20 protein-coding genes and 1 tRNA gene are annotated in these 19,333 nt (G+C 73.3%); 6 read left to right on the forward strand and 15 right to left on the reverse strand.

Annotated elements, in window-relative coordinates:
* Positions 1-5: 5 nt before the first annotated feature.
* Genes ACLQ21_RS02030 through ACLQ21_RS02050 form a run of 5 tightly spaced genes read right to left on the reverse strand, consistent with a single transcriptional unit; the run spans position 6 to position 4,686 of the window.
* A complete protein-coding gene (locus tag ACLQ21_RS02030; RefSeq protein ID WP_425660949.1) occupies positions 6-950 on the reverse strand; it encodes a helix-turn-helix transcriptional regulator in 945 nt (314 codons plus the stop codon).
* Positions 947-1,957: a helix-turn-helix transcriptional regulator gene (locus ACLQ21_RS02035; protein ID WP_425660951.1), complete on the reverse strand. Its 1,011-nt coding sequence runs from the start codon at positions 1,955-1,957 to the stop codon at positions 947-949. The genes ACLQ21_RS02030 and ACLQ21_RS02035 overlap by 4 nt, the downstream gene beginning before the upstream one ends.
* A 10-nt stretch (positions 1,958-1,967) precedes the next feature.
* Positions 1,968-2,951: an FKBP-type peptidyl-prolyl cis-trans isomerase gene (locus tag ACLQ21_RS02040; protein ID WP_425660953.1), complete on the reverse strand. Its 984-nt coding sequence runs from the start codon at positions 2,949-2,951 to the stop codon at positions 1,968-1,970.
* Positions 2,952-2,983: 32 nt separating this feature from the next.
* Complete coding sequence (locus ACLQ21_RS02045) at positions 2,984-4,018, reverse strand: tRNA (adenine-N1)-methyltransferase (protein WP_425660955.1); 1,035 nt, start codon at positions 4,016-4,018, stop codon at positions 2,984-2,986.
* Positions 4,015-4,686 (reverse strand): HAD family hydrolase, encoded by a 672-nt coding sequence (locus ACLQ21_RS02050; RefSeq protein WP_425661403.1) that lies wholly within the window; start codon positions 4,684-4,686, stop codon positions 4,015-4,017. Before ACLQ21_RS02050 ends, ACLQ21_RS02045 begins: the two co-directional genes overlap by 4 nt.
* Before the next feature lie 188 nt (positions 4,687-4,874).
* Between ACLQ21_RS02050 and ACLQ21_RS02055 the strand changes: the two genes are divergently transcribed.
* Positions 4,875-5,813 carry a PAC2 family protein gene (locus ACLQ21_RS02055; protein WP_425660957.1) on the forward strand — a complete coding sequence of 313 codons (939 nt, stop codon included), beginning with the start codon at positions 4,875-4,877 and terminating at the stop codon, positions 5,811-5,813.
* Between the two features lie 79 nt (positions 5,814-5,892).
* Here the strand turns inward: ACLQ21_RS02055 and ACLQ21_RS02060 are convergent, their stop codons facing one another.
* From ACLQ21_RS02060 to ACLQ21_RS02070, 3 genes are read right to left on the reverse strand one after another with little or no spacing between them, the layout of a single operon-like run.
* Positions 5,893-7,161 (reverse strand): cysteine--1-D-myo-inosityl 2-amino-2-deoxy-alpha-D-glucopyranoside ligase, encoded by a 1,269-nt coding sequence (locus tag ACLQ21_RS02060; RefSeq protein ID WP_425660959.1) that lies wholly within the window; start codon positions 7,159-7,161, stop codon positions 5,893-5,895.
* Positions 7,158-7,991 carry an undecaprenyl-diphosphate phosphatase gene (locus tag ACLQ21_RS02065; protein ID WP_425660961.1) on the reverse strand — a complete coding sequence of 278 codons (834 nt, stop codon included), beginning with the start codon at positions 7,989-7,991 and terminating at the stop codon, positions 7,158-7,160. Before ACLQ21_RS02065 ends, ACLQ21_RS02060 begins: the two co-directional genes overlap by 4 nt.
* A 42-nt stretch (positions 7,992-8,033) precedes the next feature.
* Positions 8,034-9,326: a M20/M25/M40 family metallo-hydrolase gene (locus ACLQ21_RS02070; RefSeq protein WP_425660963.1), complete on the reverse strand. Its 1,293-nt coding sequence runs from the start codon at positions 9,324-9,326 to the stop codon at positions 8,034-8,036.
* A gap of 143 nt (positions 9,327-9,469) precedes the next feature.
* On the opposite strand from ACLQ21_RS02070, the gene ACLQ21_RS02075 reads away from it, so the two are divergent.
* A tRNA-Leu gene (locus ACLQ21_RS02075) sits at positions 9,470-9,555 on the forward strand.
* Positions 9,556-9,661: 106 nt separating this feature from the next.
* Entirely contained in the window at positions 9,662-9,904 is a 243-nt protein-coding gene (locus ACLQ21_RS02080; RefSeq protein ID WP_425660965.1) for a PspC domain-containing protein, read from the forward strand.
* A 69-nt stretch (positions 9,905-9,973) separates the two neighbouring features.
* Here the strand turns inward: ACLQ21_RS02080 and dinB are convergent, their stop codons facing one another.
* Positions 9,974-11,233, reverse strand: a complete 1,260-nt coding sequence (dinB, locus tag ACLQ21_RS02085) for a DNA polymerase IV (RefSeq protein WP_425660967.1) — start codon at positions 11,231-11,233, stop codon at positions 9,974-9,976.
* Positions 11,234-11,295: 62 nt separating this feature from the next.
* On the opposite strand from dinB, the gene ACLQ21_RS02090 reads away from it, so the two are divergent.
* The gene (locus ACLQ21_RS02090) at positions 11,296-12,099 is read left to right on the forward strand and encodes an SGNH/GDSL hydrolase family protein (protein ID WP_425660969.1); all 804 of its coding nucleotides are present in this window, start codon (positions 11,296-11,298) and stop codon (positions 12,097-12,099) included.
* A gap of 15 nt (positions 12,100-12,114) precedes the next feature.
* Here ACLQ21_RS02090 and ACLQ21_RS02095 read toward each other — a convergent pair whose 3' ends face one another.
* On the reverse strand, positions 12,115-13,377 hold the full coding sequence (locus ACLQ21_RS02095) for a D-alanyl-D-alanine carboxypeptidase family protein (protein WP_425660971.1): 1,263 nt from the start codon (positions 13,375-13,377) through the stop codon (positions 12,115-12,117).
* Positions 13,374-14,195: a TrmH family RNA methyltransferase gene (locus tag ACLQ21_RS02100; protein ID WP_425660973.1), complete on the reverse strand. Its 822-nt coding sequence runs from the start codon at positions 14,193-14,195 to the stop codon at positions 13,374-13,376. Before ACLQ21_RS02100 ends, ACLQ21_RS02095 begins: the two co-directional genes overlap by 4 nt.
* 21 nt (positions 14,196-14,216) lie before the next feature.
* Here ACLQ21_RS02100 and ACLQ21_RS02105 point away from each other — a divergent pair, with 21 nt between their 5' ends.
* Positions 14,217-15,062 carry a Sir2 family NAD-dependent protein deacetylase gene (locus ACLQ21_RS02105; RefSeq protein WP_425660975.1) on the forward strand — a complete coding sequence of 282 codons (846 nt, stop codon included), beginning with the start codon at positions 14,217-14,219 and terminating at the stop codon, positions 15,060-15,062.
* An 86-nt stretch (positions 15,063-15,148) separates the two neighbouring features.
* Here ACLQ21_RS02105 and ACLQ21_RS02110 read toward each other — a convergent pair whose 3' ends face one another.
* The gene (locus ACLQ21_RS02110; protein WP_425660977.1) at positions 15,149-16,246 is read right to left on the reverse strand and encodes a glycosyltransferase family 4 protein; all 1,098 of its coding nucleotides are present in this window, start codon (positions 16,244-16,246) and stop codon (positions 15,149-15,151) included.
* 7 nt (positions 16,247-16,253) lie between these two features.
* On the reverse strand, positions 16,254-17,141 hold the full coding sequence (locus ACLQ21_RS02115) for an alpha/beta fold hydrolase (protein WP_425660979.1): 888 nt from the start codon (positions 17,139-17,141) through the stop codon (positions 16,254-16,256).
* A 49-nt stretch (positions 17,142-17,190) separates the two neighbouring features.
* Between ACLQ21_RS02115 and ACLQ21_RS02120 the strand changes: the two genes are divergently transcribed.
* Complete coding sequence (locus ACLQ21_RS02120; RefSeq protein WP_425660981.1) at positions 17,191-18,006, forward strand: exonuclease domain-containing protein; 816 nt, start codon at positions 17,191-17,193, stop codon at positions 18,004-18,006.
* A 183-nt stretch (positions 18,007-18,189) separates the two neighbouring features.
* Here ACLQ21_RS02120 and ACLQ21_RS02125 read toward each other — a convergent pair whose 3' ends face one another.
* Positions 18,190-18,438 carry a type B 50S ribosomal protein L31 gene (locus ACLQ21_RS02125; RefSeq protein ID WP_425660983.1) on the reverse strand — a complete coding sequence of 83 codons (249 nt, stop codon included), beginning with the start codon at positions 18,436-18,438 and terminating at the stop codon, positions 18,190-18,192.
* Positions 18,439-18,529: 91 nt separating this feature from the next.
* Positions 18,530-19,315 carry an ABC transporter ATP-binding protein gene (locus tag ACLQ21_RS02130; RefSeq protein ID WP_425660985.1) on the reverse strand — a complete coding sequence of 262 codons (786 nt, stop codon included), beginning with the start codon at positions 19,313-19,315 and terminating at the stop codon, positions 18,530-18,532.
* Positions 19,316-19,333 lie beyond the last annotated feature (18 nt).

A 19,333-nucleotide genomic window follows, 5' to 3' on the forward strand; every position in this document is an offset into this window, starting at 1 on the left:
CCAGTCTAGCGGTCGCCGTCGATGACGGCCTCGCCGTCGCCGAGCGCATCGACCGCGAAGCGGTGCATGGCCCGGCGCAAGCTCTCCGGCGCGACGATCTCGGCGTCACCGCCGCACGCGGCGACGGCGCGCAGCACGCTCGCCTCGCTCCACACCTCGATGTCGATCCGCACCCGCTCGCCGTCGACCGAGACGGGCTCGGTCGTCGCGTAGTCGGCGAGCATCGCGGCGGCGGCGCGCGTCGCGACCACCTGCGCGGTGCCGGCGACGACGCGCTCGTGAGGGGGCAGCTGCTCGGGCCACGCGTCGTCGACCGGCTCGATGGCCTCGATGCGGTCGAGCCGGAATGTGCGCATCCCCTGCCGGTCGAGGTCGACGCCCTCGACGAAGACCTGTCCCTCGCGCAGCTCGAGCCGCACGGGGGCGACGCGCCGGTGCGTCGTGCCCTCCCCCGGCTTGCGGTAGTCGACCGCGAGCACGCGGCGGCCGCGGATCGCGTCGCGGACGATCTGCGCGGTGCGGGGCACGGCGAGCGCGTCGACGGCAACGGTGTCGGCCCCGGTCGAGGCGGCTCGCCGCAGCTTCTCGCGCAGGGCGTCGACGCGCTCGGGTGCGGCGTCGGTGTAGCCGGCGACGAGCGTCAGGCCCGCGATGAGGGCGCTCGCCTCGCGCGGCGACAGCCGCACGGTCTCGTCCTCGAAGGCGGGCCGCATCGTGACCGAGATGACGTCGCTCTCCTCGAAGGCGTCGAAGTCGATGTCGAAGCGCACGAAGTCGCCCGCGCCGTCGGGCACGCCGGCCATGAAGACGCGCTGCACGGCCTCACGGATGCGCTCCTCGTCCACGCCGAAGTGGGTCGCGGCCTCCTGCACGGTGACGGAGCCCGCTGCGGTGACGTACTGGATGAGCGACAGCAGCAGCCCGAGGCCGCGCTCGACGCGGGGGTTCACGCGGCAATCCGGTCGACGTGCAGGTCGCGGATGCGCTCGAGGCGCTGACGGACGAGCTCGCGCTGCTCCTCGGGCCAGACGACGGCGATGTCGGCGCCGAAGCCCGCGAGCTCGTCGGCGAGCAGGTGGCGGTCTGCGTGGTGGATGACGAGCAGCCCGTCCTCCTCCACCGTGCCGGGCCGGTGGCGCAAGCGGATGTCCGCGTCGCTGCCGGGCACCGCCTGCACCCCGACCGTCGCGGTGCGCCAGATCTCCTCGAGCTTGGCGAGAGCCGCGGACGCCGCGTCGGCGGGCGCGTGGAAGGGGCGCTTCGGCGCGCGGTCCCGCACCGGCGAGACGATGCGCTGCATGAGGAAGGTGCGCGTGTCTTCCGCGCCCAGGTCGTGGCCGACGAGCATCCACCTGCCGCGGAACAGCACGGTCGCCCACGGCTGCACCGTGCGGGTGCGCGGGGTGCGCTCGCCGGGCTTGAGGTAGTCGAAGACCACTTCGCGGCCGCGGTCTGCGGCGCGCTTCAGCGCCTGGAACGCGCTCTCGCGCGGTCGCTGTCGGGGCTGCAGCACGGCGGCCGGCTCCGTGCGGCCGGGGGTGCGCTCGAGCGGCAGGCCGCCGCGGAACTCGGGGTCGGCGCGCAGCTTGAGCGCCGCGCGCTGCGCCTCCTCCGTGAGGCCGCCCTCGTGCCACACGCGCAGCGCGAGGTCGAGCAGCTCGCGCTCGTCCGCATCGAACTGCAGCTCCGCCGGATCGCCGAGCACACCGTCGAGCACCCGGTAGCGGGCGTCGTGGTTGCTGTCGTCACCGGGCGGCTGCACGACGTCGATGACGATGCCGAGCTCGCGCAGCGCATCCTTGTCGCGCTCGAACATGCGCTCGAGCGCGTCACCGGGGCGCTGGTCCTGATAGCCGGCGACCCGCTCGAACAGCTCGTGCTTGGTGACGCCCGCGCGCGTGTCGACGAGCGCGAGCAGCAGCGAGAACTGCCGCTCCTCGGCCTCGATCCTCGGCATCAGCGCGCGGTCACTCGGCGGCGGGCTCGAGCCGATCGAGGATGTCGATGACGAACAGCAGGTGCTCGCCCTCCCCGATCGAGGCGGGGCGCGTGGCCGGGTCGTTGTAGCCCAGCTCCTGCGGGATCGAGACGACGACCTGGCTGCCGATCGGCTGGCCGACGACCGCATCCACGAAGCCCGGGATGAGGTTCTCGTCGTCGATCGTGAAGACGGCGGGTGCGCCCTTCTCCCACGAGGAGTCGAACACCTCCTCGGTCTCCCAGACGATGCCGGTGTAGTGCACGAGCAGCCGGTCGCCCTCGGCGACCTCCTCGCCGGTGCCGCGGATGCTCTCCATCACGGTGAGGCCCTCCGGCGCGGGCGTGCCGGGGAAGGTGACGCCGGGGCGGCCGTCGGGAGCGAGCGCGATCGCCGGCATGCCCTCCTGGCCGGGCCGGGCGCTGCCCTCTGCGCGACCGGGGTGCACGTCGCTCACGCCGAGCACGACGACGGCGGTGTCGGCGGGGGCGATGTCGAGCTCGGGCGACGAGGCGTTCGGGCCGAAGAGGCTCGCGATCGTGGTCGTCACGACGATGCTCGCGCCGGGCGCGCCGCAGGCGATGGCGTCGGCGAGCACCGACTCGCCGCCGACCGAGAGGCGCAGCGGCGTCGCGGGCGGCTGGCCCTGATCGGATGCCTCGTACGAGCTCGAGATGAGGCTGCCGGTCTTGCCCGAGAAGACGACGTAGTCGGCGTCGACGATGTCGCCCTCGGCGGCGCGCTCGCCGCCCTCACCGCCGAGCACCTGCGCCTGGTCGCCATCGGACACGAGCGGGATGTCGAACTCGACGGCCGGGGCGCCCTCGCCGGACTCGACGCTCACCTGCTCGGTCGCGGCCCCGGGCTGCAGCAGCGGCGTGCACCCGTCCATGGAGCCCGCGGGCGCCTGGCACGCGGTGAGGCCGGCTGCTGCGACCAGCAGCGCGGCGATCGAGAGAGGGCGTGTGCGCACGGCGATGCCTTTCGAGGTCGGGGAGACTCGGGTCAGTCTACCTGCGCCGACGTCGGCGGCTGCCCGGTGGGCGGCTCGTCGCCGGCCTGGCCGGGGCGTCCGCCGCTCGTGATCGCCTCCGCCTGGATGCGCGCATCGCGGGCGGCGCGACGCGCGCGCTTGTCGCTCGGCGTGCGGTCGCCGACCGCACCGGGCGTCCACGCCTCGACGTCGGCGTCGGCGAAGTCGGCCTTCGCCGCGCGGCGGCGGAAGGAGGGCAGGTCGACGCCGTCGGCCACGCGCCGAGCCGTCATGAGGAAGCCCGTGTGCGCGACCATCCGGTGGTCGGGACGCACCGCCAGGCCCTCGACGTGCCAGCCACGCACGAGGGTCTCCGACGACTTCGGCGCCGTGAAGCGCCCGTCGGCGCGGATCGCCTCGACCGTGCGGGAGAGCTGCGTGACGGTCGCGACGTAGCAGAGCACGAGTCCGCCGGGCCGGAGGGCGCGGGCGGTCGCGTCGACGCAGTCCCAGGGCGCGAGCATGTCGAGCAGCACGCGGTCGGCCTCGCCGTCGGCGACGTGCGCGGGCAGCTCGTCCTCCAGGTCGCCCAGCACGGTCTGCCAGTTGGCGGGCCGCTCGCCGAAGAAGCCGGTGACGTTCGACTCGGCGACGGCGCGGAACTCCTCGCGGCGCTCGAACGAGACGAGCCTTCCGGTGCCGTGCAGCGCCCGCAGCAGGAACAGCGACAGCGCGCCGGAGCCGACCCCCGCCTCGACGACGGTCAGGTCGGGGTGGATGTCGGCGAAGCCGACGATGTGCGCCGCGTCCTTGGGGTAGATGATGGCGGCGCCGCGCGGCATCGACATGACGTAGTCGTGCAGCAGCGGCCGGATCGCGAGGTGCGGCGCCTCCCCCACCTGCACGAGCGAGCCGTCGTCGGCGCCGACGAAGTCGTCGTGCGGCACGGAGCCGTGCTGCGTGTGGAGGTGCTTGCCCTCGGTGAGGACGATGGTGTTCATCCGCTGCTTCGGGCCGGTGACCTGCACCACGTCGCCCCACTGGAAGGGGCCGGTCCTGCCCATCATGCGCGGGCCTCTCTGATCGCGGCCGCGAGGTCGGCGGGGGTGCGCCCAGCCAGGGTCGGCCAGTGGACGACGCCCGGCACCTGCGAGACGTCGACGGCGTGCGGCACGCCGATGGTGGTGATGCCGGCGGCGAGCGCGCTCGCGACGCCGGTGAAGGAGTCCTCGACGGCCACCGCATCCGCAGCCTCGACGCCCAGCAGCGCCGCGCCGCGCAGGTACGGCTCCGGGTGCGGCTTGCCGCGCTCGCACTCGTCGCCGGCGACGGTGACGTCGAAGGGCGTCGCACCGAGCGCCGCCGCGAAGGCCGCCTCGACGCGGTCGACGAGCGCTCGCGTCGACATCGTGACGAGCGCCACCGGCACGCGCTCCTCGCGCAGCTGCCGCAGCAGCTCGAGCGCACCGGGCCGGGCCGGGAGGGCGTCGCCGAGGTCGGCGATCACCTCGTCGACGAGCCGCTCGACGATCGCGTCGGCGTCCATCGTCACGCCGCGCGCGATGAAGTAGCGGGCGCCGTCCCAGAGGTCGACGCCGACGAGCGCCGCAGCGTCCTCCGGCGTCCACTCGAGGCCGAACTCGGCGGCGAGGCGCGACTCCGCCGCCATCCACGCGGGCTCGGAATCGATGAGGGTCCCGTCCATGTCGAACAGCACGGCGGCAGGCAGGGTCATCACCTCGACAGCCTAGTCGTGAGCGAGAGCGCTGCCGCCCTGAGCGCCGCCGGCTCCCAGCTCCACCGCGTTCCCGGGGCCCGGGACGGGCCCCGGCGCTGGGGTCGCGGCGGAGGCGCGCAGGCGCCTCCGCTCTAAGCTCCACCGCGCGCGTAGACTCGGCGTTCGACGTGGAGGAGGTGTCGCGGGTGGCACGAGGACCGATCGAGGGCCGCATCATGGTGGTCGCGTTCGAGGGCTGGACCGACGCCGGCGATGCGGCGAGCGGCGCGGTGCGCCGGCTGATCGACGCGTGCGCGCTCGAGCCCTTCGACGAGATCGAGCCGGATGAGTTCGTCGACTTCGCGATGCACCGGCCGGTGGTGCGCACGCTCGAGGACGGCACCCGCGCCCTGCAGTGGCCCTCGACGATCGCCTACGCACCGACGCGCCCGTCAGCACGCAAGGCGCTCGCCGCGGACGCCGGGCTCGACGTCTCGAGCGGCAACGAGGGCGAGCTCTTCGCGCTCGTCGGCGCGGAGCCGAGCCGCAACTGGACCGCCTACGCGGCCGAGTTCCTCGAGATCGTGCGCGGCTGCGAGATCGAGTCGATCGTCTTCGTCGGCGCCATGCTCGCCGACGTGCCCCACACCCGCCCGATCTCCACGTCGATCACGAGCGACAGCCGAGAGCTGCAGTCGCGCCTCGGGGTGCTGCAGAGCGAGTACGAGGGACCGACCGGCATCATGACGGTGCTGTCGCTCGCCGCGCAGGAGGCGGGCATCCACACGGCGTCGCTGTGGGCGTCCGTGCCGCACTACGTGCACAACGCGCCCGCGCCGAAGGCCGTCATCGCGCTCGTCGACCGTCTCTCCGAGATGGTCGACGTCACGATCCCGCTCGGCGACCTCGTCGAGCAGTCGGGCGAGTGGGAGCGCGGCATCGACGAGCTCACCGAGCGCGACGACGACATGCGCGCCTACATCGGCAAGCTCGAGGAGCAGCGCGACGCCGTCGAGAGCCCCGAGGCGTCCGGCGAGGCCATCGCGCACGAGTTCGAGCGCTTCCTGCGCGACGAGAGCTCGAGGCCGTCGCAGGACCCGAAGGGCGACGAGCCCGACGACGCGCCGCCGGCGCCGCCCGTCTGACCCGGAACGGGACCCCTTCCACCGAACGGGACCTGGTGCACCGGGTCCCCGTTGGTGAAAGAGGTCCCGGAACCGGCTGTCAGCGCGGGCGGACGCTCTTCAGGTCGACGCCCAGCAGCGCGTCGATCGCTGCGAGGCTGCCCGCGTCGGCCGGCGCCCGCAGGATGAACGCGTCGACCGCCTGCAGCGCCGCCGGCGTGTGCAGGTCGTCGGCGAGCGTCACGCGCAACCACGGCACGATCGACTCCGACAGCGACGGGTCGTCGTCGGGCGTCGTCGACCACACCAGCCAGCGGTCGAGCCGCTGCTCCGCCGCCTCGAGCTGGTCCGGGAACCACTCCCAGTCCTCGCGCCAGTGGTGGTCGAGCAGCGCGAGCCGCAGCGCCTCCGGGCGCGCGCCCTGCTCGAGCAGCCGCGAGACGAGCACGAGGTTGCCGAGGGACTTCGACATCTTCTCGCCCTCGAAGGCGACGAGGCCCGCGTTGAGGCGCACGTCGCTGAACATCGGGGCGCCGAGCGCGAGCGCGTGGTGGCCCTGCATCTCCTGGTGCGGGAACCGCAGGTCGCGGCCGCCGGCGGCGACCGTGAACGGGGCGCCGAGCTCTGCCATCGCGATCGCCGTGCACTCGACGTGCCACCCGGGCCGACCGCGGCCGACCGGCGAGTCCCACGCGGGCTCCCCCGGCCGCTCCGCGCGCCACAGCAGCGGGTCGAGCGGCGAGCGCTTGCCCGGGCGGTCGGGGTCGCCGCCGAACTCGCGCGTCAGCTCGAGCATCTCGGCGGCGTCGGTGCGGCTGCCGGTCCCGACGGGGAACTGCCGCCGCTTCGTCGTGTCGAACAGCACGTCGACCGCACCCCGCTCGACGGCGTCGTCGGCCGGCAGCGTGTACGCGTCGCCCGAGTCGAGCATCCGCCGCACGGCGTCGGCGATCGGCTGGATGCGCTCGGTGACCGCGACCCACGAGTCGGGCGGCAGGATGCGCAGCGCCTCCATGTCGGCGCGGAACAGCCGCTGCTGCCGATCGGCCAGCTCGCGCCAGTCGACGCCGTCGCGGGCGGCGCGCTCGAGCAGCGGGTCGTCGACGTCGGTCGAGTTCATCGCCGTGCGCACCTCGATGCCCGCGTCGAGCCACACGCGCGTGAGAGTGTCGAACGCGAGGTAGGTGAACGCGTGGCCGAGATGGGTCGCGTCGTAGGGCGTGATGCCGCACGTGTACATGGATGCCGTCCGTCCGGCGGGCACGACGGCCCGGCCGTCGCGGCGCACGTCGTGCACGCTCGGCCGCTCCCCCGTGCCGTGCCCCAGCGCATCCAGCGACGGGACTCGGACCTGCTGCCAAGCCCTCACTGCGCTTCGATCCAGCCCGCGCTGAGCGCGACGAGGAGCACCGTGCCGAGCGCGATCCGGTAGAGCACGAACGGCAGGAACGATCCGCGCGAGAGGAACGCCATGAGCCACTTGATGACCGCCATGCCGACGAGGAACGCGACGATCGTCGCCGCGATCGTCGGCCCCCAGCCGAGCCCGACGGAGGAGGGCTCGGTGATCGCCTGCGCGGTCTCGTAGAGGCCGGCGCCGAACACGGCGGGCACGGCCAGGAAGAACGCGTACTTCGCGGCCGCCGGCCGCTCGTAGCCCAGCGCGCGGCCCATGCTGGTCGTCGCGCCGGAGCGTGAGACCCCGGGGACGAGCGCGAGCACCTGGGCGAGTCCGATGAGCAATCCGTCGCGGTACGTGGTCGTCTCGAGCGTCTTCACGCGGTTGCCGAGCATGTCGCACAGGCCGAGGATGATGCCGAAGACGATGAGCACCGTCGCGGTGATCCAGAGGCTGCGCCACTGGTCGCGGATGAGGTCCTGGAAGAGCACGCCCGCGAGCACGATCGGGATCGTGCCGATGATGACGAGCCAGCCCATCTTCACGTCCGGGTCGTCCTTCGCGACCTTGCCGCGCAGGGCGCCGAACCACTTCGCGATGATCCGCGAGATGTCGCGCCAGAAGAAGACGACGACCGCGACCTCGGTGCCGATCTGCGTGATCGCCGTGAAGGTCGCACCGGGATCCTCCGCGCCCGGCAGCAGCTCACCGGCGATGCGCAGGTGCGCGCTGGACGAGATGGGGAGGAACTCGGTGGCGCCCTGGAGCGCACCGAGCAGTATCGCGATGAGCCAGTCCATGGTTCCGAATCGGTAGAGGGCAGGGGTCTGCAGGTGGGCAGGTCAGTAGGTCAGCAGCAGGTCTTCGAGCACGTCGGTGCCGAAGTCGAGCGCATCGAGCGGCACGCGCTCGTCGACGCCGTGGAACATCGCGGCGAAGTCGAGGTCGGGCGTGAGCCGCAGTGGCGCGAAGCCGTAGCCGGCGATGCCGATCTCCGACAGCGACTTGTTGTCGGTGCCGCCCGAGAGCATGTACGGCAGCACGGGCGCGCCGGGGTCGTGCCGGCCGAGCGACGCGACCATCGCGTCGACGAGCTCGCCGCCGAAGCGGTGCTCGATGCCGATGTCGCCGTGCACGAGCTCGACCTCGATGTCGTCGCCGACGATCGCGCGGATGGCGTCGAGCGCCTCGCGCTCCCGGCCCGGCAGCGGGCGCACGTCGATGCGCGCCTCGGCGACCGAGGGGATGACATTGTGCTTGTAGCCGGCGTCGAGCATGGTCGGGTTCGCGGTGTGGCGGAGGCTCGAGCGCAGGAACCGCGAGACCGTGCCGGTGCGCTCGGCGACCGCGTCGGCGTCGCCGTCGTCGACGCCGAGCAGTTCCGCGACGCGGGCGATGAGCGCTCGGGTCGTGTCGGTGAGCTCGACGGGGAACTCGTGCGCGCCGACGTCCGCGACGGCTCGAGCGAGCTTCGTGACCGCGTTGTCGCGCATGTGCTGCGAGCCGTGCGCTGCGGTGCCTCGCGCGCGCAGCAGGATCCACTGCAGCGCCTTCTCGCCGGTCTGCAGCAGGTACGCGCGCCTGCCGGCGATCTCGACCGAGTAGCCGCCGACCTCGCTGATCGCCTCGGTGGCGCCCGCGAACAGCTCGGGGTGCTGGCGCACGAGCCACCGCGCGCCGAGCTCGCTGCCGGCCTCCTCGTCGGCGAAGAACGCGACGACGAGGCCGCGGCGCGGCCGCTTGCCGGCGGCGAGGATGCGCTCGAGTGCGACGAGGATCATCGCGTCCATGTCCTTCATGTCTACCGCGCCGCGTCCCCACAGGCAGCCGTCGCGCACCTCCCCGGCGAACGGGTCGACGCTCCACTCCGAGGCGTCCGCCGGCACGACGTCGAGGTGCCCGTGCACGACGAGCAGCGGCAGCGTCGGGTCGGTGCCCTCGACGCGGGCGACGACGCTCGCGCGGCCTGGCGCCGGCTCGAAGGTCTGGCTCTCCACGCCCATGGCGGCGAGCACGCCGACGACGTAGGCGGCCGCGTCGGCCTCGCCGGAGGATCGACCGCCGCCCCAGTTCTGGGTGTCGAACCGGATGAGGTCGCGAGCGACTTGCGCGGTGCGAGAGAGGCCATCGGTCACCACCCAAGGGTAGCCGTCGCGCGGAGCGGCCCATGGTCGTCGGGCGCTGAGCGGTCGTGCTAGAGTCGTCTCTCGGTCCTGCAGTGCAGCAATGCACGGCGAGATCGGCACCTGGCGGAGACGCCTGGTGGCAGCAACACCTTGCGCGGGTGGCGGAAATGGCAGACGCGCTAGCTTGAGGTGCTAGTGCCCGTATTAGGGCGTGGGGGTTCAAGTCCCCCCTCGCGCACAGAGAGAGGCCCGGAGCAGATGCTCCGGGCCTCTTCCCGTTTCCCCGGTCTCCTCCACCCGCAGCCTCCCTGCCGCCGCACGGCTTGCGCGGCTACGCTCGCGCCATGGCCTCCGTCTTCGACTCCATCCGCTCCTCCGGCTTCCGCCGCGGCCCCGAGCGGCTGCTGGCGGGCATCTGCGGCGGCATCGCCGCCAAGCTGCGCATCAACGTGTGGCTCATCCGCCTCGTCATGCTCCTGCTGTTCGCGCTGCCGGTCGTCGGCTGGGGCCTCTACCTGGTCGTGTGGGTGCTCACGCCCAACCAGTCCGGCTCGATCCCCGTCGAGCGGTGGCTCGGGCGCCGCTGACGCACCCCGAGCGGCTCGTCGGCGCGGATGCGGCCGATCGAGCCGGGACTGATCGCAGTCGACTGCGGCTCAGTCGCCGCCGGACGGGCCGGTGTCGTCGCGCTTGCGCTCGCGCCGCAGCATGCTCGCCGGCGCCACGGCGGCCGCGCCGAACCGGTCGTGCACCGCGTCCATCGCGCGCTCTGCGCTTCCCCACGTCGCCGAGTCGTCCCACAGCAGCCCGAGGTCGGCGGCGTCCTGCACGCCGCTCGCGCGCACGCCCAGCAGCCGCACGGGCGGGATCTCGCCGAGCGCGTCGAGCAGCGACCACGCCGTCTCGACGATGACGCGCGTCACATCCGTCGGCTCGGGCAGCGTGCGCGAGCGCGTGATGGTGCGGAAGTCGTGGAACCGCACGGTGAGCGTGATCGTGCGTGCCTGCACGCCGGCGTCGCGCAGCCGCCGCCCGACGCCGGTCGCGAGCCGCAGGATCTCGCCCTGCTGCTCGCTGCGGTCGGTGACGTCGTGGTGGAAGGTGTGGTTGTGGCCGAAGGACTGCTCGTGGCCGCGTTCCTGCACGACGCGCTCCTGCACGGCGCGCGCGTCGCGACCCCAGGCGAGCGCGGCCAGGTGGGCGCCGGTCGCCGGGCCGAACCACGCGGCGAGCCGCTCCTGCGGCGTGTGGGCCACGTCGCCGACCGTGTGGAGGCCGTAGCGCGCGAGCCGCTCCTGCTGGGCCGGGCCGACACCCCAGAGCGCCGAGACCGGCTGCGGATGCAGGAAGCCGATCACGGCGTCGTCGGGCACGACGAGCATCCCGTCGGGCTTCGCGCGCGACGACGCGAGCTTCGCGACGTACTTCGTCCCCGCGGCGCCGACGGATGCGACGAGGCCCGTCTCGGCGCGGATGCGCGCGCGCAGCGCGGGGCCGATGCGGTTCGCGCCGCCGGCGAGCCGCCGGAGGCCCGCGATGCCGACGAACGCCTCGTCGATGCCGAGCCGCTCGACGTCGGGCGAGACGTCGTCGAGGATGCCCATCACCTGCTTCGAGAGCCGCTGGTAGAGGCCGAAGTCGGGCTCGAGGATGACCGCGTTCGGGCACAGCCGCAGCGCCCGCGCCATGGGCATCGCCGAGTGCACGCCGTACCGGCGGGCCTCGTAGGTGGCTGCGGTCACGACGGAGCGGGTCGAGTCGTGACCGATCACGACCGGGAGCCCGAGCAGGTCAGGGCGGCTCAGCAGCGAGGCGGACGCGAAGAACGCGTCGAGGTCGACGTGCAGGATCGTCGCGGTCGAGTCGTCGACGTCCGGGCCCGAGACGAGGCGATCGGACCCGTCCTGCTTGCTCACCCCGTCATCGTCCCACGGGCCGCCGACATGCGCGCGGCACGACGGGCGGGCAGGATGGGGGCATGCAGCATCCCGGCATGGAGCACCCCTACTCGCGCTACGTGGCGCTCGGCGACAGCTTCACGGAGGGGGTCGGCGATGAGGAGCCGGGCGTGCCGAACGGCGTGCGCGGCTGGGCGGACCGGGTGGCGGAGGAGCTCGCGCGCACCCGTCCGGACTTCGCCTACGCGAACCTGGCGATCCGCGGCCGGCTGCTGCAGCAGATCGTCGACGAGCAGCTCGAGCCGGCGATCGCGCTCGAGCCCGACCTCATCACCATCTCGGCCGGCGGCAACGACCTCATCCGCCCCGGCGGCGACCCGGACGAGCTCGCCGCGCGCATCGACACGGTCATCGGCCGGCTGCGCGCGACCGGCGCCGACGTCGTGCTCTTCAATGGGCCCGACATCGCCATGACGCCGGTGCTGCGCGGCATCCGCGGCAAGGTCGGCATCTACAACGCGAACCTGCACGGCATCGCCGCCAAGCACGGCGCGATCATCGCCGACATGTGGTCGGCGCGGCAGCTGCAGCAGCCCCGCATGTGGGCGCCCGACCGGCTGCACTTCTCGCCCTACGGGCACCACGCGATCGCGATCCTGGTGCTCGACGCGCTCGGCGTGCGGCACGAGCTCACGCCGATGGAGCCCGTGCCGCTGCCGGCGCGCAGCTGGCAGCGGGTGAAGCTCGACGACATCGCGTGGGCGCGGGAGCACCTCGCGCCGTGGGTCGTGCGGCGGCTGCGCGGGCAGTCGTCGGGCGACATGATCCAGCCGAAGCGGCCGACAGCCGGCCCGGTGCTCCCGGTCGAGCACGTCGAGGACTGACCCCTTCGAGGGGAGCTAGTCCCAGTACCAGCCGAGCACCGTCGGCGCGTTCATGACGCGCCACCAGGCATCCGGTCCGAGCAGCAGCCCGGTCGTCCGCACCGGAGCGGCGACGTCGCCCACCTCGAGCCGCGCCTCGCCGACGGCGCTCGCCGGTGTGCCGGCCTCGATCGGCTCGGCGCTGGCCGTCCAGCCGGGCGCTGCGTCGGCGAACACGTGCGCCTCGAGCGCACCGGTCGTGACGGCATCCGTCGTCGCGCCCCAGGGTGCTCGGTACGCCGCCACGACCGTGCCCTCGGGGAGGATCGTGCGCACGCCGAAGTTCGGCCAGACGCTCTCGAGCAGCTGGATCATCGCCGCGTCGGTCTCGTCGGCCGCGATCGTGCCCATGACGATGCCGACCACCCGCCGCTCGACCCCCTCGACCTCGCGGATCGCGGTGACGAACAGGTTGCGGCCCCACACCTTCAGCGTGCCGGTCTTGCCGCCGTCGATGTCGTGCTCGCCCAGGATGCGATTGGTGTTCGGCGCGAGGCCGATGCCGGGGATGCGCACCGACTCGAGCTGGATCGTGGCGAGCACGACAGGGTCCTCGACCGCCATGAGCGCGATGCGCGTGAGGTCCTCGGCGCTCGAGACGCTGCCGGCGGCGAGGCCCGCGGGGTCGTCGAGGTTCGTCTGGTCGAGCCCGTGGCGCTCGGCCCACGCGTCGGCGGCCGCGAGGAAGCCGTCCATGTCGCCGAACGCCCAGTTCGCGAGCGACCAGATGGCGTTGCCGGCGGAGTCGACGAGCGACCACTCGACGAGGTCGCGCTGCGTCACCTGCATGCCGTTGAAGACGGGCGCGATCGGTGCGTTCTCGTCGAGCGCGCGGGCCTGCGCCGACACGTCGTCGCCGTCGAGCGTGATGGTGGGGCCGCGATCGTCGCCGACCAGCGGGTGCGCCTCGAGCACGATGAGCACGGTCACGAGCTTCGTCACGCTCGCCATCGGATGCGCCTGGTCGCTGCCGGTGGTCGCCCAGCTGTCGGGAGCGCCGTCGATGCCGACGACGCCGTAGCCGGCGGCCCTCGCGGCGGGTGGCCAGTCGATCGAGGCCTGCGGCAGCGGCTCCGCGGTCGCCTCGACGGGCGTCGCCTCGACGGCGGGCGTGGGCGCGAGCAGCACGGCGACGCCGAGCGCGACGACGGCGACGAGCAGCATCGCGACGGCGACGCGCAGCAGCACGACGAGCGGATGCGGGCGCTGCGCCCGCTGGGTCGCGGCGGTGACCGTCATGATCGTCTCCCGTTCGGCTCGGCGCGCAGGGCCCACATCGCGACGGCCGCGGAGGCGGCCACGTTGAGGGAGTCGACGCCGTGGTGCATCGGGATGCGCACCACCCGGTCGGCGGCGGCGATCGCGCGAGCGCCGAGGCCGGGGCCCTCGGAGCCGAACACGAGCGCGACGCGGTCGGCCGCATCCGCCGCGTAGGCGTCGAGGTCGACGGCATCGTCGCGCAGCGCCATCGCGACCACCTCGAAGCCCGCGTCGCGGAAGGCGGGCATGGCGGCTTCGAGCGACTCGATGCGGGTCCACGGCACCTGCAGCACCGTGCCCATCGACACGCGCACGCTGCGGCGGTACAGCGGGTCGGCGCACGCGGCGGTGACGAGCACGGCGTCCGCGCCGATGCCGGCGACCGAGCGGAACGCGGCGCCCACGTTCGTGTGGTCGACGAGGCCGTCGAGCACGACGACGCGACGGGCGTGCGCGAGCAGCGCCGACGCATCCGGCAGCGCGGGACGCTGCATCGACGCGAGCGCGCCGCGGTGCAGGTGGAAGCCGGTGAGCTCCTCGAGCACCGGCTCCTCGCCGACGAAGACGGGCACGTCGCGGTCACCGAGCAGCGCCTCGACCTGCGGCAGCCAGCGCGGGGCGACGAGCACGGAGCGGGGCTCGTGGCCGGCGCGGAGGGCCCGCTCGAGCACCGTCTGCGACTCGGCGATGTAGAGGCCGCGGGCGGGCTCCGTGCGGCGGCGCAGCGCGACGTCGGTGAGGGCGACGTAGTCGTCGAGCCGGGGGTCGTCGAGGGAGTCGATCGCGATGATCGGCATGCGTCCTCCCCCGGGTCTCCGATGGACGAGCCTAGCGGCGAGTACTGTGGCGGAGTGCTCGACGCAGCGATCGACCTCCTCCGCGGCAAGCGCATCGCGGTGCTCACGGGCGCCGGGATCTCGACCGACTCGGGCATCCCCGACTACCGCGGCGAGGGCGCGCCGGCCCGCACGCCGATGGTGTTCGACACGTTCCGCTCGAGCGACGCGGCGCGTCGCCGCTACTGGGCGGGCAGCCACCTGGGCTGGCGCCGCTTCACCTCGGTGCACCCGAACGACGGCCACCGAGCGCTCGCCCTCATGGAGGAGGCCGGCCTGATCACCGGCATCGCGACGCAGAACGTCGACGACCTGCACGAGCGCGCGGGCTCGTCGAGGGTCACGCACGTGCACGGGCAGATGCACACGGTCTCGTGCCTGCAGTGCGGCACGACGTTCGACCGGCACCGCATCGCCGACGAGATCGAGCGCCTCAACCCGTGGATCGTCGTGCCCGACCAGGTGCGGCTGCAGCCCGACGGCGACGTCGAGATCGACCCGTCGCGCGAGTTCGTGGTGCCGGACTGCCCGGTCTGCGGCGGCGTGCTGAAGCCGGATGTCGTGTTCTTCGGCGAGACGGTGCCGCCGAAGGTGTTCGCCGAGGCGCGTGATGTCGTCGCGGCCGGCTCGGTCGTGCTCGTCGCGGGCTCGTCGCTCGTCGTGAACTCGGGGACGCGGCTGCTCGAGGTGGCGCGTCGAACCGGCGTGCCGATCGTGATCGTCAACCGCGGCGAGACGCGCTGGGACTCGCGCGCCACCGTGCGCGTCGAGGGCGGCACGAGCGAATCGCTGACGGCGATCGCCGACGCCCTGGTGGCGCCCTTCTGACAGCAGAGCGCTCAACGCGACGAAGTCGCGAGCGCGGAGCTGTCAGGGTCGAGTAGCGCGTGCCGAAGGCGCGCGCGTATCGAGACCTAGCCGCTCGCTCCGTGCGAGCGCCTGTGCGTGCTTCCGCGCTCCCCCGCGATCCGCTCGAGGAACGCGCTCAGCCGCTCCGCCGACGCGCGCCAGCTGAACCGCGCCGCCTGCTCGAGCGACGCGCGCGAGACGGCCGCCCACTCCCCCTCGAGCTCCCGCACGGCGCGCGCGAGCGCATCCGCATCACCGACGGGGAAGAACCGCGCGGCGTCGCCGCCGACCTCCCGGAAGATCGCCGTGTCGGCGACGACGACGGGCACGCCGAGGCTCATCGCCTCGAGCAGCGGTATGCCGAAGCCCTCGTCGCGCGAGGCGTGCACGAGCGCCGTCGCGCTGCGCAGCAGGTCGGCGTAGGCCTCGTCGGAGACGCCGTCGTGGAAGACGACGGATGCGCCGGGCGCGATCCGCTCGAGCCGGTCGCGGCTCGCCGCGTCGATGCGGCTGCACAGGTGCAGCTCGTGGTCGGGCAGCAGCGCGGTGGCGCGCGCGAGCGTCTCGACGTCCTTGTAGGGCATGAAGGAGCCCATGTACACGAGCCGCTTCGTCGGCGGGGCCGTGTGCGTCACCGGCGCGCCGAGCGGGGCCGCCGCGTTCGGGACGATCGCGACCGGGAGGCGCGTCAGTCGGTGCCGCCGGATCAGCTCGCGCGTGGTCTCCGAGATCGTCACGATGCCGTCGGCGCCGTCGAGCAGCAGCCGCTGCGGCGCGAAGGAGAGGTGGTAGAGCCGCCAGAGCCCGCGGATGGGCGCCGCCAGGCTGCGCGGCGGCGTGCGGTGGCGGTAGTAGATGAGGTCGTGCACGGTCGTCACCATCGGCCACGCCCGGCCGCCGGTGCCGATCGTCTGCATCGGCGAGTAGGCGATGTCGACGGGCACGTGCCGCAGTCGCCAGGCGGTGAGCGGCTCGAGCGCGCCGGTCGCCGACGGCCCGAGCACGTGCGGGAGCGCCGGCAGCATCGACAGCTGGCGCTCGTCGCTCACGAGCATCGTCACGTCGTGGTCGCGCGCGAGCTCGGCGACGAGCTCGGCCGAGAACCGGGAGATGCCGTCGTGGCGCTCGAGCCGCACGTAGCGGCAGTCGAAGAGGATGCGCACGGCGCGGCTACCGCTCTGCCAGGAAGCGGCGGATGATCGCGGCCGCCTCGCGCGGCTGCTCGTAGTGCACGAGATGCCCGACCCCGCGCAGCACCGAGAGCCGCGCGTCGGGGAACAGCCCGCGCAGCCGGTGCTGCTGCGCGAGCGGCGTGATGTCGTCGAGATCGGCCGCGATGAGCTGCACCGGCAGCGCGATGCGCGGCGCGACGTCGCCGACCGTGTGGCGGATCGACGCGTCGAACGCCTCGAGCACCGAGCGGCGGGACGCGTAGCGCGAGAAGTAGCGGTCGTGCTGGTCATGGATCCAGGCGCGCAGCGGACGCTCGCGGGTCTTCGCCATGAAGGCGCTCATCCCGCGCACGATCGGCGGCGCGCCGAGCACGGCGAGCCCGGCTCGCTCCGGCAGCGCCGCGGCCGCGCGGTAGTAGGCGAGCGCGAGCAGCGAGCCGACCCGGTTGGCGCCCGAGAGCGCCGGGGTGGCGATCGGGTTGACGAGCACGATGCGGGATGCGTCGAGGCCGCCGGCCGCCGCGTGCGCGACCACGATCGAGCCGAAGGAGTGGCCGAGCACTGCGGGGGCTGCGCCGGCGGCGCCCGCCTCGGCCGCGACGAACGCCCGCAGCCACGCGGCATACGCCTCGATCGTCGCGTGCGGCAGCGCATCCGACCCACCGAAGCCGGGGAGATCGGGCGCGATGACGCGGTAGCCGGGCAGGTGCGCGGCGATCGGCTCGAGCCCGTGGTGGTCGCCGCGGAAGCCGTGCACGAAGACGATGGCCGGCGCGTCCTCGGCGCCGTACTCGAACACGGCGGTGCCGACGCCGTCGATCTCGACTCGTCGCTCGCGCTGCGGCAGCGCGTCGAGCAGCGCGCGGTACGGGGAGTCGATCGGCATCCCGCCGAGCCTACCGGCGGGTGTGGGCGGCCGCGGCTACCGTGGGCGCATGGCAGACGTCCAGCTCCACGGCACGCTCCTCGAGAGCGCTGCTCCCGAGCCCGCGCGGCCGGTCATCGCCCCGCAGGCGGCGGCCCAGCGCCCGAACCTCCAGCGGCCCATCCTCGAGGTGAGCGCCGACGCGCCGAACCGCTGGATCGACCGGCTCGTCGTGTTCGACCTCGAGACCACGGGCGTCGACCCGACCGAGGCGCGCATCGTGACGGCGTACGTCGGTGTGCTGGATGCGTCGGGCTCGGTCGTCGAGGAGCGCTCCTGGATCGTCGACCCCGGCATCGAGATCCCCGAGGGGTCGATCGCCGTGCACGGCGTGACGACGGAGCGGGCGAGGGCAGAGGGCGCGGAGCCGGCGGACGCCGTGCGCGAGATCCGCGACACGATCGCCGCCCACCTCGCGAAGGGACTCGCGGTGTGCGCGTTCAACGCCGCCTACGACTTCTCGCTGCTCGACGCGGAGTGCCGCCGCTACGGGCTCGACACGATCGTCGCCCGCCCGGTGATCGATCCGATGGTGATCGACCGGCGCGTCGACCGCTTCCGCCGCGGCAAGCGCACGCTCACGGTCGCGACCGAGGTGTACGGCGTCGAGCTGCTCGACGCGCACGACGCGAGCGCCGACGCGATCGCCGCGGGCCGGGTGGCCCAGGCGATGGCGGCGCGGTTCCCCGAGCTGCGCATCGACCCGATCTCGCTGCACGACCTCACCGCGTCGTGGGCCGAGGAGCAGGCCGTCGACTTCGAGGAGTTCCGGCGCCGCACCGATCCGTCGTTCAGCGCGGGGCGGGGCTGGCCGCTCCGGCGGTGACCCCAGCCCCGCTGATCGAGTAGCTCGCGGCCGCAGGCCGCGCGCGTATCGAGATCACACGCCGCGACATCCTCGTCTCGATACGCGCGGCGGCTGCGCCGCCGAGCTACTCGACGAGCGGTGCGAGACGACAGAGGGCGGCGAGCCGAAGCTCGCCGCCCTCTCGACGCGTGTGGGGCTGGCTCAGCCGCCGAAGCCCTTGTAGCGGTTCTTGAACTTCTCGACGCGGCCGGCGGAGTCCATGATGCGCTGCTTGCCCGTGTAGAACGGGTGCGAGGCGCTCGAGATCTCGACGTCGATGACCGGGTAGGTCTCGCCGTCCAGCTCGATGGTCTTGTTGCTGGTGACCGTCGAGCGCGTGAGGAACGTCTCGCCCGAGGCGAGGTCGCGGAACACGATCGGCTGGTAGTCGGGGTGGATCTCGGTCTTCATGTCAGTCCTTGGTCGCTCGAGCGCGGGAAGTCTTCGGCCGACGTGCTGGCCGACAGACGATTGTATCAGGGATGTGAGAGTCGGGCGAGTCTCAGCGCGACGCGCGGGCGGACCAGCGGCCGCCCTCGTGCCGCACCTCGAGCGGCAGGCCGAAGGTCTCGGTGAGGTGCGCATCCGTCAGCACCTCGTCGAGCGGCCCCGCCGCGACGATGCCGCCGTCGCGCAGCAGCATGCCGTGCGTGAAGCCGGGCGGGATCTCCTCGACGTGGTGGGTGACCATGACGATCGCCGGGGCGAGGCTGCTCGAGGCGTAGTCCTCGAGCGACTGCAGCAGCGACTCGCGCGCGCCGAGGTCGAGGCTGCCGGCGGGCTCGTCGAGCAGCATGAGCTCCGGGTCGGTCATCACGGCGCGAGCGATCTGCACGCGCTTGCGCTCGCCGTCGGAGAGCGTGCCGAACGTGCGGGTGGAGAGCGCGCTGAGGTCCCACGCGTCCATCACCTCCGCGGCGCGCTCGAGGTCGAACGACTCGTAGCGCTCCTGCCAGCGGCCGGTGACGGCGTAGGCGGCGGTGAGCACGACGTCGCCGACCCGCTCGGTGGCGGGGATGCGGCGGGCGAGCCCGGTGGCCGCGAGGCCGATGCGCGTGCGCAGCTCGAAGACGTCGACCTTGCCGATCCGCTCCCCCAGCAGGTCGACCGTGCCGGTCGTCGGGTGGGAGTGCGCCGACGCGAGCTGCAGGATCGTCGACTTGCCGGCACCGTTCGGCCCCAGGATCACCCAGCGGTCGGCCTCGTCGACCGTCCAGGAGACGGAGTCGAGGATCCGGTTGCCGCTCCGGACGAACGAGACATCGGTGAGCTCGAGGACACTGGCCATGCCTGCGAGCCTATCGAG

The sequence above is a fragment of the Agrococcus sp. DT81.2 genome, assembly GCF_049844935.1.
Classification (GTDB): Bacteria; Actinomycetota; Actinomycetes; order Actinomycetales; family Microbacteriaceae; genus Agrococcus.

Bases quoted from the DNA above. Each gene is read 5' to 3' on its own strand.
- ACLQ21_RS02050 (WP_425661403.1), bottom strand. From the start codon at position 4,686: ATGACCCTGCCTGCCGCCGTGCTGTTCGACATGGACGGGACCCTCATC.
- ACLQ21_RS02100 (WP_425660973.1), bottom strand. From the start codon at position 14,195: ATGCCGATCATCGCGATCGACTCCCTCGACGACCCCCGGCTCGACGAC.
- ACLQ21_RS02120 (WP_425660981.1), top strand. From the start codon at position 17,191: ATGGCAGACGTCCAGCTCCACGGCACGCTCCTCGAGAGCGCTGCTCCC.
- ACLQ21_RS02130 (WP_425660985.1), bottom strand. From the start codon at position 19,315: ATGGCCAGTGTCCTCGAGCTCACCGATGTCTCGTTCGTCCGGAGCGGC.
- ACLQ21_RS02115 (WP_425660979.1), bottom strand. From the start codon at position 17,141: ATGCCGATCGACTCCCCGTACCGCGCGCTGCTCGACGCGCTGCCGCAG.
- ACLQ21_RS02035 (WP_425660951.1), bottom strand. From the start codon at position 1,957: ATGCCGAGGATCGAGGCCGAGGAGCGGCAGTTCTCGCTGCTGCTCGCG.
- ACLQ21_RS02045 (WP_425660955.1), bottom strand. From the start codon at position 4,018: ATGATGGGCAGGACCGGCCCCTTCCAGTGGGGCGACGTGGTGCAGGTC.
- ACLQ21_RS02090 (WP_425660969.1), top strand. From the start codon at position 11,296: ATGCAGCATCCCGGCATGGAGCACCCCTACTCGCGCTACGTGGCGCTC.
- ACLQ21_RS02065 (WP_425660961.1), bottom strand. From the start codon at position 7,991: ATGGACTGGCTCATCGCGATACTGCTCGGTGCGCTCCAGGGCGCCACC.
- ACLQ21_RS02080 (WP_425660965.1), top strand. From the start codon at position 9,662: ATGGCCTCCGTCTTCGACTCCATCCGCTCCTCCGGCTTCCGCCGCGGC.
- ACLQ21_RS02125 (WP_425660983.1), bottom strand. From the start codon at position 18,438: ATGAAGACCGAGATCCACCCCGACTACCAGCCGATCGTGTTCCGCGAC.
- ACLQ21_RS02105 (WP_425660975.1), top strand. From the start codon at position 14,217: ATGGACGAGCCTAGCGGCGAGTACTGTGGCGGAGTGCTCGACGCAGCG.
- ACLQ21_RS02095 (WP_425660971.1), bottom strand. From the start codon at position 13,377: ATGACGGTCACCGCCGCGACCCAGCGGGCGCAGCGCCCGCATCCGCTC.